Origin of the sequence: Rhodococcus sp. GA1, assembly GCF_024321955.1 — a bacterium.
Lineage (GTDB): Bacteria > Actinomycetota > Actinomycetes > Mycobacteriales > Mycobacteriaceae > Rhodococcus > Rhodococcus pyridinivorans.
The window spans coordinates 3,053,898-3,068,632 of sequence record NZ_CP097186.1; the positions used below are offsets into that span (position 1 = coordinate 3,053,898).

At 66.5% G+C, this 14,735-nt stretch carries 16 protein-coding genes; 6 read left to right on the forward strand and 10 right to left on the reverse strand.

Features of this window, described 5'->3' with window-relative positions; translation table 11 throughout:
* Positions 1-46 precede the first annotated feature (46 nt).
* Positions 47-886, forward strand: a complete 840-nt coding sequence (locus tag M3330_RS14495) for an IclR family transcriptional regulator (protein WP_006550999.1) — start codon at positions 47-49, stop codon at positions 884-886.
* A 106-nt stretch (positions 887-992) separates the two neighbouring features.
* Here M3330_RS14495 and M3330_RS14500 read toward each other — a convergent pair whose 3' ends face one another.
* The 3 genes from M3330_RS14500 to M3330_RS14510 form a co-directional block, all read right to left on the reverse strand.
* Positions 993-1,925: a diiron oxygenase gene (locus M3330_RS14500; protein WP_006550998.1), complete on the reverse strand. Its 933-nt coding sequence runs from the start codon at positions 1,923-1,925 to the stop codon at positions 993-995.
* Between the two features lie 118 nt (positions 1,926-2,043).
* Positions 2,044-2,472 carry a hypothetical protein gene (locus M3330_RS14505; protein WP_039586521.1) on the reverse strand — a complete coding sequence of 143 codons (429 nt, stop codon included), beginning with the start codon at positions 2,470-2,472 and terminating at the stop codon, positions 2,044-2,046.
* Positions 2,469-3,566 (reverse strand): adenylate/guanylate cyclase domain-containing protein, encoded by a 1,098-nt coding sequence (locus M3330_RS14510; protein ID WP_082937593.1) that lies wholly within the window; start codon positions 3,564-3,566, stop codon positions 2,469-2,471. Before M3330_RS14510 ends, M3330_RS14505 begins: the two co-directional genes overlap by 4 nt.
* A gap of 140 nt (positions 3,567-3,706) precedes the next feature.
* Between M3330_RS14510 and M3330_RS14515 the strand changes: the two genes are divergently transcribed.
* Together M3330_RS14515 and M3330_RS14520 are read left to right on the forward strand one after the other, a co-directional pair.
* Positions 3,707-4,543, forward strand: coding sequence for a DUF6319 family protein (locus tag M3330_RS14515; RefSeq protein WP_255025169.1), 837 nt, complete (start codon positions 3,707-3,709; stop codon positions 4,541-4,543).
* A gap of 48 nt (positions 4,544-4,591) precedes the next feature.
* The gene (locus tag M3330_RS14520) at positions 4,592-5,254 is read left to right on the forward strand and encodes a hypothetical protein (RefSeq protein ID WP_006550994.1); all 663 of its coding nucleotides are present in this window, start codon (positions 4,592-4,594) and stop codon (positions 5,252-5,254) included.
* 34 nt (positions 5,255-5,288) lie between these two features.
* Here the strand turns inward: M3330_RS14520 and ilvD are convergent, their stop codons facing one another.
* Together ilvD and M3330_RS14530 are read right to left on the reverse strand one after the other, a co-directional pair.
* On the reverse strand, positions 5,289-6,986 hold the full coding sequence (ilvD, locus tag M3330_RS14525; protein WP_064851672.1) for a dihydroxy-acid dehydratase: 1,698 nt from the start codon (positions 6,984-6,986) through the stop codon (positions 5,289-5,291).
* Positions 6,983-7,549 carry a TIGR03086 family metal-binding protein gene (locus M3330_RS14530; RefSeq protein WP_064851671.1) on the reverse strand — a complete coding sequence of 189 codons (567 nt, stop codon included), beginning with the start codon at positions 7,547-7,549 and terminating at the stop codon, positions 6,983-6,985. Before M3330_RS14530 ends, ilvD begins: the two co-directional genes overlap by 4 nt.
* A gap of 114 nt (positions 7,550-7,663) precedes the next feature.
* Here M3330_RS14530 and M3330_RS14535 point away from each other — a divergent pair, with 114 nt between their 5' ends.
* From M3330_RS14535 to M3330_RS14545, 3 genes are all read left to right on the forward strand, one after another.
* Entirely contained in the window at positions 7,664-8,668 is a 1,005-nt protein-coding gene (locus M3330_RS14535) for an aldo/keto reductase (protein WP_064851703.1), read from the forward strand.
* 40 nt (positions 8,669-8,708) lie between these two features.
* Positions 8,709-9,983, forward strand: coding sequence for a nitrate/nitrite transporter (locus tag M3330_RS14540; RefSeq protein WP_064851670.1), 1,275 nt, complete (start codon positions 8,709-8,711; stop codon positions 9,981-9,983).
* Between the two features lie 172 nt (positions 9,984-10,155).
* Positions 10,156-10,848 carry a GTP pyrophosphokinase family protein gene (locus M3330_RS14545; RefSeq protein WP_006550989.1) on the forward strand — a complete coding sequence of 231 codons (693 nt, stop codon included), beginning with the start codon at positions 10,156-10,158 and terminating at the stop codon, positions 10,846-10,848.
* An 85-nt stretch (positions 10,849-10,933) separates the two neighbouring features.
* On the opposite strand, the gene M3330_RS14550 is transcribed toward M3330_RS14545, so the two are convergent.
* Genes M3330_RS14550 through M3330_RS14570 form a run of 5 tightly spaced genes read right to left on the reverse strand, consistent with a single transcriptional unit; the run spans position 10,934 to position 14,595 of the window.
* On the reverse strand, positions 10,934-11,863 hold the full coding sequence (locus tag M3330_RS14550; protein WP_255025178.1) for a hypothetical protein: 930 nt from the start codon (positions 11,861-11,863) through the stop codon (positions 10,934-10,936).
* Positions 11,860-12,387, reverse strand: a complete 528-nt coding sequence (locus tag M3330_RS14555; protein ID WP_219129542.1) for an LpqN/LpqT family lipoprotein — start codon at positions 12,385-12,387, stop codon at positions 11,860-11,862. The genes M3330_RS14550 and M3330_RS14555 overlap by 4 nt, the downstream gene beginning before the upstream one ends.
* Positions 12,384-13,328, reverse strand: a complete 945-nt coding sequence (locus M3330_RS14560) for a hypothetical protein (RefSeq protein ID WP_230811164.1) — start codon at positions 13,326-13,328, stop codon at positions 12,384-12,386. The genes M3330_RS14555 and M3330_RS14560 overlap by 4 nt, the downstream gene beginning before the upstream one ends.
* Complete coding sequence (locus tag M3330_RS14565) at positions 13,325-14,323, reverse strand: hypothetical protein (RefSeq protein ID WP_255025179.1); 999 nt, start codon at positions 14,321-14,323, stop codon at positions 13,325-13,327. The genes M3330_RS14560 and M3330_RS14565 overlap by 4 nt, the downstream gene beginning before the upstream one ends.
* A complete protein-coding gene (locus M3330_RS14570; RefSeq protein ID WP_254707489.1) occupies positions 14,320-14,595 on the reverse strand; it encodes a hypothetical protein in 276 nt (91 codons plus the stop codon). Before M3330_RS14570 ends, M3330_RS14565 begins: the two co-directional genes overlap by 4 nt.
* Between the last annotated feature and the right edge of the window lie 140 nt (positions 14,596-14,735).

Below are 14,735 nucleotides of genomic sequence, written 5' to 3' on the forward strand. Positions count from 1 at the left end.
AACAGATTCCAGTTTCATGAGGCGCGCAGGGTCGTGGCCAGGACTTATGGAGGTGCAGTTGACCGCCGTCGACTCCGCGCTCGAGCCCGTCGGAACCTCGTCGAAACGAGAACTTCCACCATCGATGGTCGATCGGATGACCCTCATCCTGGAGGCCTTCGACAGCCGCGGCGCACTCACTCTCGAAGAGGTCACCTGTCGCTCCGGGTTGCCCCGTTCGACGGTGCACCGCATCCTCGATCACCTCGTGCGTCGCGACTGGATCGAGCACGCATCCTTCGGCTACTGCCTCGGCCCGCGTGCCCTCGGTCTCGGTGGCAGCGACACGGGCCACCGCCGCATCCGGGAGGCCGCTGCGCCGCATCTCCACGACCTGGCGATGCAGACCGGCGCCGTCGTCCACTTGACGGTCCTCGAGGGCAACGAGGTGCTCTACCTCGACAAGGTTGGTGGACAGTTCGCGTCGAGCGTGCCGTCACGGGTGGGCGGTCGGTTCCCCGCCTACGCCACCGCGGCCGGCAAGTCCATCCTCGCGTGGCTCGAGCCCGAACGCATCGACGCGCTGTACGGCAAGACTCTCGTGCCGTGCACCGAGCGCACCATCCGCGATCACGTCGCACTGCACCAGGAGCTCAACCGCATTCGCAAGCGTCGTGGCGTCGCGTTCGAACGTGAGGAAGCTGCGCGGGGCATCGGATGCGTGGGCGTCGCGCTCCGCGGCGTCGACGGCCCGGTCGCCGCCCTGTCGCTGGCAGCGGACGCGCGTTCGACTCGCCTGGAGTGGGTGGCGCCGATCGTCGCCGATACCGCTCGAAAGATCACGCGCACGCTGTTCCCGGAGCAGGAGCGCGATGACAGCCTGCGGGCCACCGAGAAGGTGGGCTGACGCCTTTCGGTTTTCGCCACGAAGGACTGTGCGCAGTTCTCGTCGGAAATCCCTCGAAGAGATCGACGAGAACTGCGCACAGTTCGTTGTATGGCCGTAGGCCGTATCAGAGCAGGTGGACCTTCTTGTAGAGGATCTTCGACGGTCCGCCGATGAGGCCGACGTTGTCGAGGAAGGTCATCAGCTTCGCGCCGGACTTGCGCACGCGATCGTGATAGTGCTTGTTGCCCTTCGCCTCTTGCAGAGCGCGCTCGCGATCGAGGCCCGCATTGGCGTAAACGTCGGGGTGGATCATGCTCTTGACGACGAAGAACACCACGAGCGCGGTGTTGAACCGCTCGAACGCGAGTCGCGTGCGGCTCGCACCGGCGAGTCGGCGTGCGACCTCTTCGCGGGCGAAGCGGATGTGGCGCGCTTCCTCGAGGACGTGGATCTTCGACACCGCGCGGGTGACGGGCTGCACCCGCTCGTCGCGCATGAAGTCGCGCTGCATCATGTCGAGGATCTCCTCGGCAGCCATGACCGATGCATAGGCGTTGGCGCCCTTGAAGAAATGGCCCCACAGGCGACCGAGCTGGTGGATGTAGCGGGCCGGACCGTAGCCCGGCATGTTCAGCCGTTCGCCGGCGCGCGCGAACATCACCGAGTGGCGGCACTCGTCGGCGACCTCGGTGAGGGCGAACTGGACGTGACGCGAATGCTTGTCGCGGTCGTAGACGTCGCGCAGGAGCATCTGCATGAGCAGGATCTCGAACCACAGGCCGACGCTCGAAACGCTCGCGGCCTCATGCTTGGTCAGCTCGATGCGCTGTTCGTCGGTGAGCTCGTCCCACAGTGCGGTGCCGTAGAGCGTGCTCCATTCGGGGGTCATTCCGAACTTGTCGTCGGGGACGGGGGCTTCCCAGTCCACCTCGACGACCGGGTCGTACGACTTACGTGCGGACGAGGCGAGCAGTCGTCCGGCGGTTTCTTCGCGATCGGACAGTGCGACGCCGGGGATGAAGCCCTTGCTGGTCTCGCGGGTGAGCGATGCGGTCATGCCTCCACCTTTTTAGTGTGACGACTAGTAACTGTTATCCAGGTTAGCGTGATCACGCGCACAGCACAATGCCCGCGACCTGCGTCGCGGGCATCGAGAAAGAAAAGAGAGAAGAGGGTTACGAGCGCCGGGGTGGCCAGAAGGCGGAGATCAACGCTCCGACCAGCAAGATCGCGGCGACTGCCCACGATGCCTGTTGCAAGCCGTCGAGGAAGGCGTTCTGTGCGAGTTCGGCGAGTTGCTCGCCCTGCGGACCCGCATGCTCGGCGACCTGTATCGCGGCGGCGAGCGAATCCTGCACGGCGGCCCGGGCCGGCTCGGGGATCATCGGCGCCACCGGATCGATGCCGTGCCCGTAGGCTGCGGCCAGGACGCTGCCCGTGATCGCAACACCGATCGCCGCACCGATCTCGCGGGTCGCGTCGTCGACCGCCGCATGGGGGCGGTACTTCGTGGTCTCCTCGAGGGCGAAGGAGGTCGGAAGAAGTATCAGTGGGTATGAGGGAGTATCGGGCTTCTCGTCGACTGTTGTCAGCCTGCCGGTCACAGACCCATGTCCTCGTCGTGCAGACCCTCCACGCCCACCGCCGCCTTCTTCTCCTCGCGCGGACGACGCAGGACGTACAGCCGCGAATGCTGGAAGTCCCGCAGCCGCAGCGTGCGCACCGTCTGGAAGCGGAACTCCTCGCAGTCGGAGAGGGCGTCGGCGAGGTTCTCGTCGACGAGGATCGTGCCCGGCCGCGCCGCGCCGGTGAGACGGGCCGCGATGTTGACGACCGAACCGAACAGGTCGCCGAAGCGCGGCAACGCCTGGCCCCACGCCAGTCCGATCCGCAGGTCCGGATAGTCCTTCTGGGACCTGAACGAATCCTGCAGTTCGAGGGCGATCCGTGCGGCGTCGACCGGACGTTCGGCCGCGAACATCACCTCGTCGCCGACGGTTTTGATCACCCAGCCGTTGTGCCGGGCGATGACGTCGGAGACCTCCGATTCGAAGTAGTCGAGCAGCTCGCTCAGCGCGGCCGCATCGATCTGCCGGGTCAACCGTGTGTAGCCGACCATGTCGGCGAAACCGACGACCAACTCGTGGAGCTCCCCGGAATCCTGCGGGCGCGCGGCGGCCCGGGCGGTCGTGGCCACCAGGTGCCGACGCCACATGTGGCTCTGGAGGCTCACCGTGAGCTCGGTCGTGCGATCGACGATGTGGTCGATCAGCGCGCGGATCTCCTCTTCCTGCGGGGGAGTCTCCGTTTTCGCGTAGGCGGAGGCCAACTGGGTGAAGACGTGGGTGTTGAGCAGATTCAGTTGCCACTCGGTCAGCCGCGACATCGACTGTCCGATCGACCGGGCCGCGGGCACCTCGAGGCTTTCGTCGATCGCGCCGCTCGCGATGATGGCCGCCGTCGCACGCAGGGCCTCGACGTCGCCGTCGGTGAACATCACGACGTCGGGATCGGGATCGACGGTCAGACCGAGTGCCTGCCACAGCCGGCGCACCCGCGCAGGTGCGAGCCCGCACAACTCGGCCACCTCGTTCAGGGTGTAACGAAGAGGACCACCGAGCAGCGCGTTCTCCAGCTGTGACTGGATCACGGACAGCACGTCGGTTCCTGAGGCAGGTGCCGGATCGGACGGGGTCACTCCTCCATCCTTACCGTGCCCCGGGCCCATGCGCGCGGCAGGTCGTATCGAACAGGTGTACAGGCGTGTCGTACGGATGTGCGACAGTGACCGACATCGAAGCCCTGCCGACCCTTCGGCGAACCGAGAAAGGACGTCGCATGTCGCCCCGCAGACGCGCGGACCACCTGACGGAGGAACAACTCGGAGAGCTCGGTGCCGCTCTCGCCGAGGGGCGCCGCGCGACCGTCTACCTCGTCGAGGGCATTCCGAGTCTCGGCATCGACCCGGGGACGTCGGCGCGGGTGGTATCGATCAGCGGCAGCACCGTGATGGTGCGGCCGAAGGGCGTCGACGACGAGTTGCCGTTCGAGACCGACGAACTGCGCGCCACCCGCGAGCCGGCCGGAACGAAGCGCGCACCGACGAAGACCGCGCGCACGTCCGGTGGTGCGAAGCCCGCTCCGGCGAAGGCAGCTCCCGCGAGGGTGCCACCTGTGCAACCCGCGACCCCACGGGCTACCGCATCCAGGCCTGCTGCACAGAAGCCTGCCCCCCAGAAATCCGAGAGCCCAGCAGTCGCTGCGGTTCCCCGCGCCCAGGAGAAGAAGCCCGTGACCCAGGCGACCCCCGCTTCGTCCGACACTCCCGCCTCCCGGCCGCCGGCACCGGCGAAGCCGAAGGCCCCGGCCCGCAAAGCGAAGAAGGCGCCGTCGATCACGATCACCGTCACGATCGACCCGGAGAACGAGTGGACGGTGGGGGTCGCGCACGGCACCCGCAAGGTCGGTAAGCCCGCAACGGTCGCACCCGACGCCGTCGAACGTGCGGTGAAGGAACTCGGCGATCCCACGGCCACCGAGGCCGTCCAGTCGGTGATCGAGGAGGCGCGTCGCGCGGCCGAGGAGCGGGTCGCGCAGCTCAGCCGCGAGCTCGAGGAGGCCCGTCAAGCTCTGGAAAGCTTGGGCGCAACCCGGAAATCCGGCGGAAACCTCTAGTACGCTCAGCCCGACGGCTGCCGGACGGCGCAGCGCAGGAGGGCCTCCATGTTCAGAAAACTGGTTGTTGCAATCGCGAGCGCGGTCGCGCTGGTCGGCGCGGGTTCCGGGGTGGCCGTCGCGGCTCCTCCGGTCACCCTCGGTGGCGGTTCGGGCATCACTCTCGGAGACAACGGGCAGGACATCTTCGACTGCACGCTCACCACGATCGGCAACGACGCCGCCGGACGCCTCGTGGGTCTCACTGCCGCGCACTGCGGCTCTCCCGGCATGACGGTGAAAGCCGAATACGACCTCGCTGCCGGCTCGGTGGGCCGCATCGTGTCGACCAACGAACGGCTCGACTACGCCGTGATCGAGTTCGACCGGAGCAAGGTCGTTCCGGTCAACCGCGTCGGCAACGTGACGATCACCGGCCTCGGTGCCCCCGCGGGCTTCCCGAACATCGCTTGCAAGGAAGGCCGCACCACGGGCAACACCTGCGGCATCGTCTGGGGCGACGTGTTCGGCTCGCAGGAGACCTGGACGCAGGTGTGCGTCATCGAAGGCGACTCGGGCGCACCGCTCGTGGTGGGCACGACGCTCGTCGCGATGGTCAACGCCTACCTGCTCGCGCCATGCGCCGGCCCCGAGGTCGGAACGAACATCGACGTGATCATGGCCGACATCAACGGTCGGGGCGGGCCGGGCGCAGGTTTCCGTCCGATCTAGCAGCACCCCCGGAGCGGGAGGGTTCACCCGACCCTCATCCGCACACCGCACCGTTCGATGCGGAACCGACCAGCTTCGTGTACTTCGCCAGTACACCCCGGGTGTAGCGCGGCGGCAGTGGCTCCCAGCACTGTCGCCGCGTTTCCATTTCCTTCTCGTCGACCAGCACGTCGAGCAGGCCGTTCGAGACGTCGAGACGGATCCGGTCGCCGTCGCGGACGAAGGCGATGGGGCCGCCGTCGACGGCCTCCGGGGCGACGTGCCCGACGCACAACCCGGTGGTACCACCGGAGAATCGTCCGTCGGTGAGCAGCAGGACGTCCTTGCCTAGCCCGGCGCCCTTGATCGCACCGGTGATCGCGAGCATCTCGCGCATGCCCGGGCCACCCTTGGGACCCTCGTACCGGATGACCACCACGTCGCCTGCGGTGATGGTGCCGTCCTCGAGCGCGTCCATCGCGGCGCGTTCGCGTTCGAAGACCCGCGCCGTTCCCTCGAAGACCGACTCGTCGAAGCCTGCGGACTTCACCACCGCTCCGCCGGGAGCGAGACTGCCCCGCAGGATCGTGATGCCCCCCGTGGGGTGGATGGGGTCGCTCAGGGCACGCAGCACCTTGCCGTCCGGGTCGGGTGGCCTGATGCCGGCGAGGTTCTCGGCCACGGTGTTCCCGGTGACGGTGAGGCAGTCGCCGTGCAGCAGACCCGCGTCGAGCAGCGCCTTCATGATGACCGGGACGCCGCCGATGTGGTCGACGTCCTTCATCACGTGCCGGCCGAACGGTTTGACGTCGGCGAGATGCGGCACCCGCGCGCCCACGCGGACGAAGTCGTCGAGGCTCAGATCCACCTGCGCCTCGTGCGCGATCGCGAGCAGGTGGAGCACGGCGTTCGTGGATCCCCCGAAGGCCATGACCACCGCGATGGCGTTCTCGAACGCCTCCTTGGTGAGGATGTCGGAGGCCGTGATTCCGCGACGCAACAACTCGACCACCGCCTGTCCGCTGCGCCGGGCGAAACCGTCGCGGCGACGATCGGTGGCGGGTGGGGATGCGCTTCCCGGCAGCGACATACCGAGCGCTTCGGCCGACGCGGCCATCGTGTTCGCGGTGTACATGCCGCCGCAGGCGCCCTCACCGGGGCAGATGGCGCGTTCGATCGCGTCGAGATCGGTCTCGGACATCAGGCCTCGCGCACACGCCCCGACCGCCTCGAAGGCATCGATGATCGTCACGTCGCGTTCGGTGCCGTCGGACAGTTTCGCGATGCCCGGCAGGATCGACCCGGCGTACAGGAAGACGGCGGCGAGATCGAGGCGGGCGGCAGCCATGAGCATGCCGGGCAGGGACTTGTCGCATCCCGCGAGCAGCACCGAGCCGTCGAGTCGCTCGGCCTGCATCACCGTCTCGACGCTGTCGGCGATGACCTCACGGGAGACCAGGGAGAAGTGCATACCCTCATGCCCCATCGAGATCCCGTCGGACACGGAGATGGTGCCGAATTCGAGCGGGTAACCGCCCGCGGCGTGCACGCCCTCCTTCACCGATCGCGCGAGGCGTTCGAGCGGGAGGTTGCAGGGGGTGATCTCGTTCCACGACGACGCCACACCGATCTGCGGCTTGCCCCAGTCCTCGTCTCCCATCCCCACCGCACGGAGCATGCCGCGCGAGGCGGCCTTCTCCATGCCGTCGGTGACGTCGCGGCTGCGGGGCTTGATATCGGGTCGGTCCGTCATGACGCCTTCCTGGGGTCGCGGCCGGTGAGGGCGATGAGCCGGTCCTGCGGGGACGCGTCGTCGGGGACCGGGACGGGATCGGCGAACAGACCGCTCGAGGCGAGCATGTTCTTCTGCGGTTCGATGTCGGCGAGCACGGCGTCGACGAGGTCGGCGTCGAGCGTTTCGTCGGCACCGATGGCCCGGGCGAGATCCCAGGTGTGCACGGTGATGTCCGCGACCTGCTGTTTCATGTAGTCGAGGCACGGGACGGTGCCGTAGGACAGGTGGACCTCCTGGGACGGTGACGCCATCGCCCACGCGGCGGTCGCCTGCTCGGCGAAGCGTGCCCATTCGGCGGCGAGATCGTCCCCGATCGGTTCGAGTGCGGCCTTCGCGTCGTCGAGGGAACGGCCGGAGAGCAGCGGCTGGATCCAGCGCTGCTCGTCGACCATGTGCCACACCAGGTCGGTGACGTCCCACTCGGTGTCCGGGGTGGGTGCGTGCCAGTCGCGGATCTGCGCGACACGGTCGTCGAACTCGCGACGCGCGGTTCGTTGCAGGGAGAGCCAGTCGGTCACCATGGATCTCAGCCTAGGGCGCGGGCTGCTCGGATCACGGCGATTTCAACTCCTGCGATCATGCGCGGGATGCGGGACGATCGGGAGTCGCACCGTGTCGTCGTCGAGGAGAAGTACATGCCTGTCCCCACCGTCCAGCTCGCGCCCGGTCTCGTCGTCAGCGCCCAGGGTTACGGCGCGATGTCCGTCGCCCCCGCATACGGCGAGGTGAATCTCGACGAGGCACTCGCGACCCTGCACCACGCCGTGGATCTGGGCATCACCTTCATCGACACCGCCGACGTCTACGGCGACGGCACCAGCGAGAAGGTGGTCGGCACGCTGCTCGCCGACCGGCGGGACGAGGTCCAGCTGGCGACGAAGTTCGGTCTCGTCGGCGCGGTCGGCGGCACGGGCACCGCCAACCGTCGCATCAACGGCCGTCCCGAATACGCGAAGCAGGCCATCGACGAGTCGCTCGGGCGTCTCGGCGTCGACCACGTCGACCTGTACTACCTGCACCGCGTGGATCCTGACGTGCCGGTCGAGGATACGGTCGGTGCCCTCGCCGAACTCGTGCAGGCCGGCAAGGTGCGGCACATCGGACTGTCGGAGGCCACGGGCGACGAACTGCGTCGCGCGCACGCCGTCCACCCGATCGCGGCGATCCAGTCGGAGTGGAGCATCGTCTCGCGCGACGTCGAACGGCACGTGGTGCCCACCGCCGCCGAACTCGGTATCGGCTTCGTGCCGTACTCGCCGGTGAGCCGGGGGCTGCTCACCGACGCCTTCGATCCCGGACAGGTCGCCGAGAACGACCTGCGCAAGCGCTTCCCGCGCTTCGACGCCGACGCCCTGCCGACCAACCTCTCGGTCCGTGAAGAGGTGCGGGCGGTTGCGAAGGAGGCGGACGCGACCATCGCGCAGATCGCCCTGGCATGGCTGGACGCGAAGGGGCGCGAGTTCGGGTTGCCGTCGGTGTCGATCCCCGGCACCCGCTACGCGAATCGCGTCACCGAGAACGCCGGAGCGCTCGACGTGACGCTCACCGACGAGCAGGTTGCACGGCTGGATCGTCTCGCCGGCAAGGTCGCCGGTCCGCGTGCGGCCGACCCGATGTGGGTGTCGCTCGGACGTGAGTAATCAGCACCGTTAACAGACCGACGCGTATCGTCCTTGTGACATGAGGGCATGGCTGGTCTGGGGTATCGGAGTCTTCGCCTACATCGTCGCCGTCCTCCACCGGACGGCGTTCGGCGTCTCCGGACTCGCCGCCACCGAACGCTTCGAGATCTCACCGTCGGTGCTGTCCGGCTTCGTCGTCCTCCAGCTCATCGTCTACGCGGGGATGCAGATCCCGGCCGGTGTGCTCCTCGACAGGTTCGGTTCGCGGCGGATGATCGCGACCGGCGCCGTGATCCTCGCCGTCGGTCAGGCGATCCTCGCCCTCACCGAGTCGCTGCCGGTCGCGTATCTGGCCCGAGTGCTGGTCGGTGTCGGTGACGCCCTGACGTTCATCTCGGTGCTGCGGCTCGTGCCGGTGTGGTTCGCGCCGCGCCGCGTGCCTGTCGTTTCGCAGCTGACGGGCATCTTCGGCCAGCTCGGCCAGGTGCTGTCGGCGGTGCCGTTCGTCCTGCTGCTCACCGGCACCGGATGGACGGCCGCCTACGGCAGTGCCGCGGCGCTCGGCCTGCTCGCGTGCGTGCTGGTGTTCGCGGTCGTGCGCGACACCCCGCCCGGTGAGACGCGCGAAGCCACCGCGTCAGGGCTGCGGGAGGTGATCGGCGGGCTCGGCACGGTGTGGCGGCGCCCCGGCACCAAGCTCGGCTTCTTCACCCACATGGGCACGCAGTTCTCGGTGACGACCTTCGCGCTCATGTGGGGCGTGCCGTATCTGGTCTCCGCGCAGGGCCTGTCACCCGCGGCGGCCGGCTCGATGCTGACCGTCTCGGTGGTCACCGCCATCTCCGCCGGACCCATCCTCGGCGTGCTGTCGGGACGCTTCCCGACCAGACGCTCGTGGCTTGTGCTCATGATCATCCTCGCCAGCGCAGTGACGTGGTCGGCGGTGCTCGCCCTGCCCGGACCCGCACCGCTGTGGCTGCTCGTGGTGCTCGTCGTCGTCATCTCGGTGGGCGGGCCGGGATCGATGATCGGCTTCGACTACGCCCGCACCTTCAATCCCGGGACCGCGCTCGGCACGGCCAACGGCATCGTCAACATCGGTGGCTTCCTCGCGACGCTGCTGGTCGTGCAGACGATGGGCATCGTGCTCGACCGGCTCGGCGGCTACACCTTCGACGCCTTCCGCGTCGCGTGGTTCGCGCAGTACCCGATCTGGGTGATCGCGCTCATCGGGGTGCTCGTGACCCGAGGACGCGCCCGCCGCGAGGCCGGCATCGAAGCGCGTTCGCTGCGGGCGGTCGTGCTCGACCGACTCGGTCGGGGTAAGCGCTGAACTCGGTTGGGGCAAGCACTGGGCTTCGAGGCGTCCGGATGCCTCGATCGACGATCGGCGGGAGTCCTGTTCGAGTGGACCGTCTCGCATCACTGCAGGTCAGGGCGGTCAGAACCGCCTGTCGTGGTCGGACTGGCAGACTCGATCCCGGAAGTGATCGAGGAGGAATCGAGTGAAGACGACGGTGGGCGAACCCGAACCGGGACTACCGACACCGGACGACGTGCAGGCACCGCTGGTCGCAGTGGAGCATCTCGCGCAAGATCTGCGACGCGCACTCATGGTGTACAAGTTCGGCATCGACGAGATGATGACGAAGATCAACATCCTGCGCGAGGAGTTCACCTACGCCCGCGAGTACAACCCGATCGAGCACGTGAAGTCGCGGTTGAAGAGTCCCGAGTCGATCCTCGCCAAGGCGGAACGGAAGGGTGCGCCCGCCTCGCTCGACGGCATCCGCGAGGCCGTCCGCGATATCGCAGGCATCCGCATCACGTGCAGCTTCACGTCGGACGTCTACCGGATCATCGACATGATCACGAGCCAGCTCGACGTGACGGTCGTCGAGATCGAGGACTACATCGCGCGCCCGAAACCCAACGGGTACAGCAGCGTGCACGTGATCGTCCAGATCCCGGTGTACATGTCCGACCGGGTCGAGCGCGTCTACGTCGAACTGCAGATCCGCACGGTCGCCATGGACTTCTGGGCGAGCCTGGAACACAAGATCTACTACAAGCACGATCGCGAGGTACCGGACGAACTGCGCGAGGAGCTCCGCCTCGCCGCGGAAACTGCGCGCGATCTGGACCTGCGGATGGAAGCACTGCACCGCCGCGTCCACGGCCCGAACAACGGAAAATGACCGAGGTACGCAACGTGGGGTGAAGGCTCGCAACGTGGTCGGTCACTGTCGGCGTTGCGAACCCACCACCGGTGTTGCGTGCCCATCACCATTCCCGCTGTTGACGCGGAATCTTCCGCGCGATACGTAAGCGTTCCCGCACCGGGAGGGGACGAAGGAGTTCTGGGGCCTCGGGTGTGGTGACGAGATGGCGATCTTCGGGACACCCATGGAGGCGGTCGATGAGTCCGAGCAGCGTGTTGGGATCGCTCACGAGAACGTACGCCGGCACGGTGAACGAATCCGGCTTGTCGTGCGCCACGCGAGGCGGAGTCGGTTCGTAGCCGGGTACGTGGAGACGGATGAGTGGATTGTGCGTAGACGCCCCGCGGCCCGAGACGGTGTAGACATCGGCATCCACTTCCTGGATCTCGTCCCATCGAACGAACACGTCCGAAACGCCACGCCGCACGAGCCATGTCGTGCGGCGGCGAATACCGTCGGCATGGAGACGGGTGGATCCCCGGGGGTGGATCAAGAAGGGTAGAGCGCACACCGCCACGGTTGCACATGTCGTCCATGCGATGAACGAGCCGGAGTGGGGGAGCTCGTGTCTCGCAAGAAGCATCGCTCCGTCCGGTCGGTTCGACGCACGAATCATGAATGCGCCCGACACTGTGATGCAGGAGAACACAGCGGACAGCTGAACGGGAAGTATTCTCACGTAGGGAATCTCGATGCCGGGGCCGTGAATGTCGTCTCGGCACTGCCGGATCCTCGGATGCAAACCGAATCGGTGGAAGCCGGCCCGCTCGAAGCCCCAGGCCGAACCTAACGCCGTCATCAGAGCGAGACAGAACCCCAGGGCGATGGCTCCGAGGTCATCCGCTCGCCGATCGTCCATGGTCTTCTGCAGCACAAGGATTCCGGCCCCGGCCAGGAACACGCCGAGGCAGAGCGATCCCGTACGAAACCGTTGCGGCCAAGCAGGTTCGGATCGTTCTCCGTACGGGCACGGCTCGATGGAATCGCTCACCGGATTCTCAGTCCCTCGTGGATTGCATGCAGATGAGCGATAAGAGACTCGGCGTTGTCGGAACGTGCGGTTGCCGTCAGTTGCGTCAGGTAGCGATCGTACTCGTGGTCGATCACGAGATATCGCGTCACGGCGGTGTACTCGACGTCGTCCACTCGATAGGAGCCTTGGACGATCACCGATCGGTGCCCGCGGAAATCGGATGTGTCGCGGAACCTCTCCCTCCATGCGGGCAGTTCGCGAACTTCATTCCCCGCGACCTCCAGCAGTTCGTCCGTCGGCCGCCATTTCGACAGTGCGCCGTGGAGGAGTACGGCGTTGGGTGCCCAATCATCCATGACGGACTGGGGAGCTACGAGAACCGTATGTGCGTGCGGAAAGACATCGCGGGGGAGTGTGATCCAGCCTTCCGGCGCCTGGGATTCCGGTTGCGGGTGCCGCGGATCGTCCGGGTCGCAGGGGCTCAGTTCGACTTCGCGTGCTGCGAGGTAGTCGGAGAGCGTCGTCTGAAGCGAAGCATTCATCGAGACGCCTCCTGGTGGCGTGCCATCCGGAATCGCCCTCGCAAAGGCGGTGGTCTGAGAAGTTCGGCCGCGTCCTCCCGAGCGAGGAGTGTGCGGTCGTGTGGACGTTCATGCATTCGTCGGGCCAGGGCCAGGAGTGTGTTGGGTTCTGCGATGAGCCAAGTGCAGACGATGGCGAGAATGTGTTCTTCGTCGTGGGGGATGCGCGCTTCCGGGGGAATCCGTCCGGTCGTGTGGATGTGGATCATCGGAGTCCGGACGTCGCCGTATCCGGAACGGGTCACGATATCCGTTCCGGCGATGCCCTCGATATCGTTCCAATGCACAAATTGCACGGTGGCATTGTTTCGTCGGAGCTTGCGAGAACGTACGACTCTTTCGATTCCGTGTGGATACAACCCCAGTGTGGTGGGAAGTCGGAACCAGATGAACGCCGCCGCCATGAGCAAGAGAACGATCCCACCCACGAGCGCGAAGATTGCAGTGGTTCGGGGGTCGTAACCATGCGGCAACTCGGATCTGTCGGTGATGTAGACGTTCAGAGCAGAGATGGCCAAACCGGTAAGGCCGTTGAAGATAAGCATGGCAACAGCCAGGCTGGGAAGGGTGAGTCCTCCCGGCACAACGATTCCGATTCCGAGTTCAGAATGTTTATTACTCCTGACCCGCTTGGAATGCAATACATTTCGAATCCCGCCGTGCCTGAACGCTGCGACACTCATGAGTAGCATCGACGTTCCGAACACTACCGAGCCGATTGTGGATATCGATTCTTCGTGCCCGACGTTCACCAGTGCATCCCCGAGGGACCATACAGCCAGAACAGCAGCGAAGACCCCGCCCATGCACCACCCGATTCGCAGTTGCTGCGGCCAACGAGGGTCGAAGAACGAATCGATGTGAGTTCGATATCGGTCCGGCGGAACGTTTTCGGTCGTCACCACAACTCCTGGATTTTCTTGGATGCGTACCATGTGGCTGCGCCGCCACCTATGAGGCCGGCAACGAAGCCCGCTGCAGTGCCGACTCCCGGGACGACCGAACCGCCCACTGCCCCGATGAACGCCGCTGAAAGTTTCGATGCGGCTACGGCACCGAGCATGCCGGCAACGGTTCCGGCGCTCTCGGAGACTATTGCCTCGGTGGGATCCATCCCTCCCTTGATGTCGTTGACGATCGCAGGAACGGTGCCTACTGCAGCGGCAGCCGGGTTCATTCCGCGCGCGATGTTGCGTGCGACATCGTCGCCCGAGGCCACCGCCGCGTCGGTCAGGAGTTCCTTGGTAGCTCCGGACATTGCGCTGATGGACGACGCTGCGATGGTGGATGGCCAGTCCGGCCACCAGGAGAACTCGCCGTTCTCGTTCTGCACGACCTTCCCCGGCACCGCGGCATCCCTGGCTGCTTCGAGTACCGCAACGGCGGCGGTGATGCGATCGGCAGTTTCGGTTGCGGCTCGCGACGCCTGTTCGAGAGCGCCGGTGACGGTGTGGGTCAGTTCCGTTGCTTCGTGTTCGAGGCGGACGCGGGCCTCTGCGACGGCTTCGGCCGGCAGCGTCGCCGAGAGGATGTGGATCTGGTCGGAGGGGTCGACGGTGCCGTCGTCGTGCACGGTGAACCCGGACTGTTCGGCGCCACCCACGACCGACAGGAGGTGCAGGCGGGTGCCTTCGACGAGCCACGCGCCGGTGCGGTACGCCTCCGCGACCTGCAGGAGGGCTTCGGCGATGGCGCTGCCCAGCGAGCGTTCGCGGACCACTCGCGCGGCGGCGGCACGCGCGGCGTCGCCGGACCATCGCTCGGCGAGCACATCCTGCTCGGTGAGCAGACCTTTCATGCGGTCGTCGAGTGTGTCGACGAGCACGTCGAGGTGGTCGGCGGTGATTCGCAGCGCGTCGGGATTCCAGGACCGGACCGCAGCGACTCCCGGTCTCATCCGTGCTGATCCATCGCCGAGAGTGCAGCCACGAAGTCCGTCTCTGCGACGACGTAATCGTTCGCGGCGCCGTCGGTGATGTCGACGATCTCGCGCAGGCGACTGCACACGTTGCCGAGTGCTTGATCGGTGGCGGTGAAGGCTCGTGCGCAGACGGCCGCGAATTCTGTTCCGGGAAGTGCTGATTGCGACACGGCATACGGTTCGCCGACGTCCCAGTCGTTCATCGCGTCGGCGGTGTCCGCCACGAAGGCTGCGAATGTGCGCAGCACTTCAGGATCTACGTGCAATGTCACCACTGCCCCCCGACAGAATCCCCCGATACGTCCGGGTGGGGACGATAGCAGACGGCGCCCTCACGGAGCCGGAGCGGACCGTCGGGCGACTTCGAGCGGGGCATCGGTCGTACGCG

Coding starts and splice junctions, on each gene's coding strand:
- M3330_RS14495 (WP_006550999.1), top strand. CDS start 47: ATGGAGGTGCAGTTGACCGCCGTCGACTCCGCGCTCGAGCCCGTCGGA.
- M3330_RS14535 (WP_064851703.1), top strand. CDS start 7,664: ATGCCTGTCCCCACCGTCCAGCTCGCGCCCGGTCTCGTCGTCAGCGCC.
- M3330_RS14515 (WP_255025169.1), top strand. CDS start 3,707: ATGTCGCCCCGCAGACGCGCGGACCACCTGACGGAGGAACAACTCGGA.
- M3330_RS14555 (WP_219129542.1), bottom strand. CDS start 12,387: ATGAATGCTTCGCTTCAGACGACGCTCTCCGACTACCTCGCAGCACGC.
- M3330_RS14565 (WP_255025179.1), bottom strand. CDS start 14,323: ATGAGACCGGGAGTCGCTGCGGTCCGGTCCTGGAATCCCGACGCGCTG.
- M3330_RS14530 (WP_064851671.1), bottom strand. CDS start 7,549: ATGGTGACCGACTGGCTCTCCCTGCAACGAACCGCGCGTCGCGAGTTC.
- M3330_RS14540 (WP_064851670.1), top strand. CDS start 8,709: ATGAGGGCATGGCTGGTCTGGGGTATCGGAGTCTTCGCCTACATCGTC.
- M3330_RS14500 (WP_006550998.1), bottom strand. CDS start 1,925: ATGACCGCATCGCTCACCCGCGAGACCAGCAAGGGCTTCATCCCCGGC.
- M3330_RS14520 (WP_006550994.1), top strand. CDS start 4,592: ATGTTCAGAAAACTGGTTGTTGCAATCGCGAGCGCGGTCGCGCTGGTC.
- ilvD (WP_064851672.1), bottom strand. CDS start 6,986: ATGACGGACCGACCCGATATCAAGCCCCGCAGCCGCGACGTCACCGAC.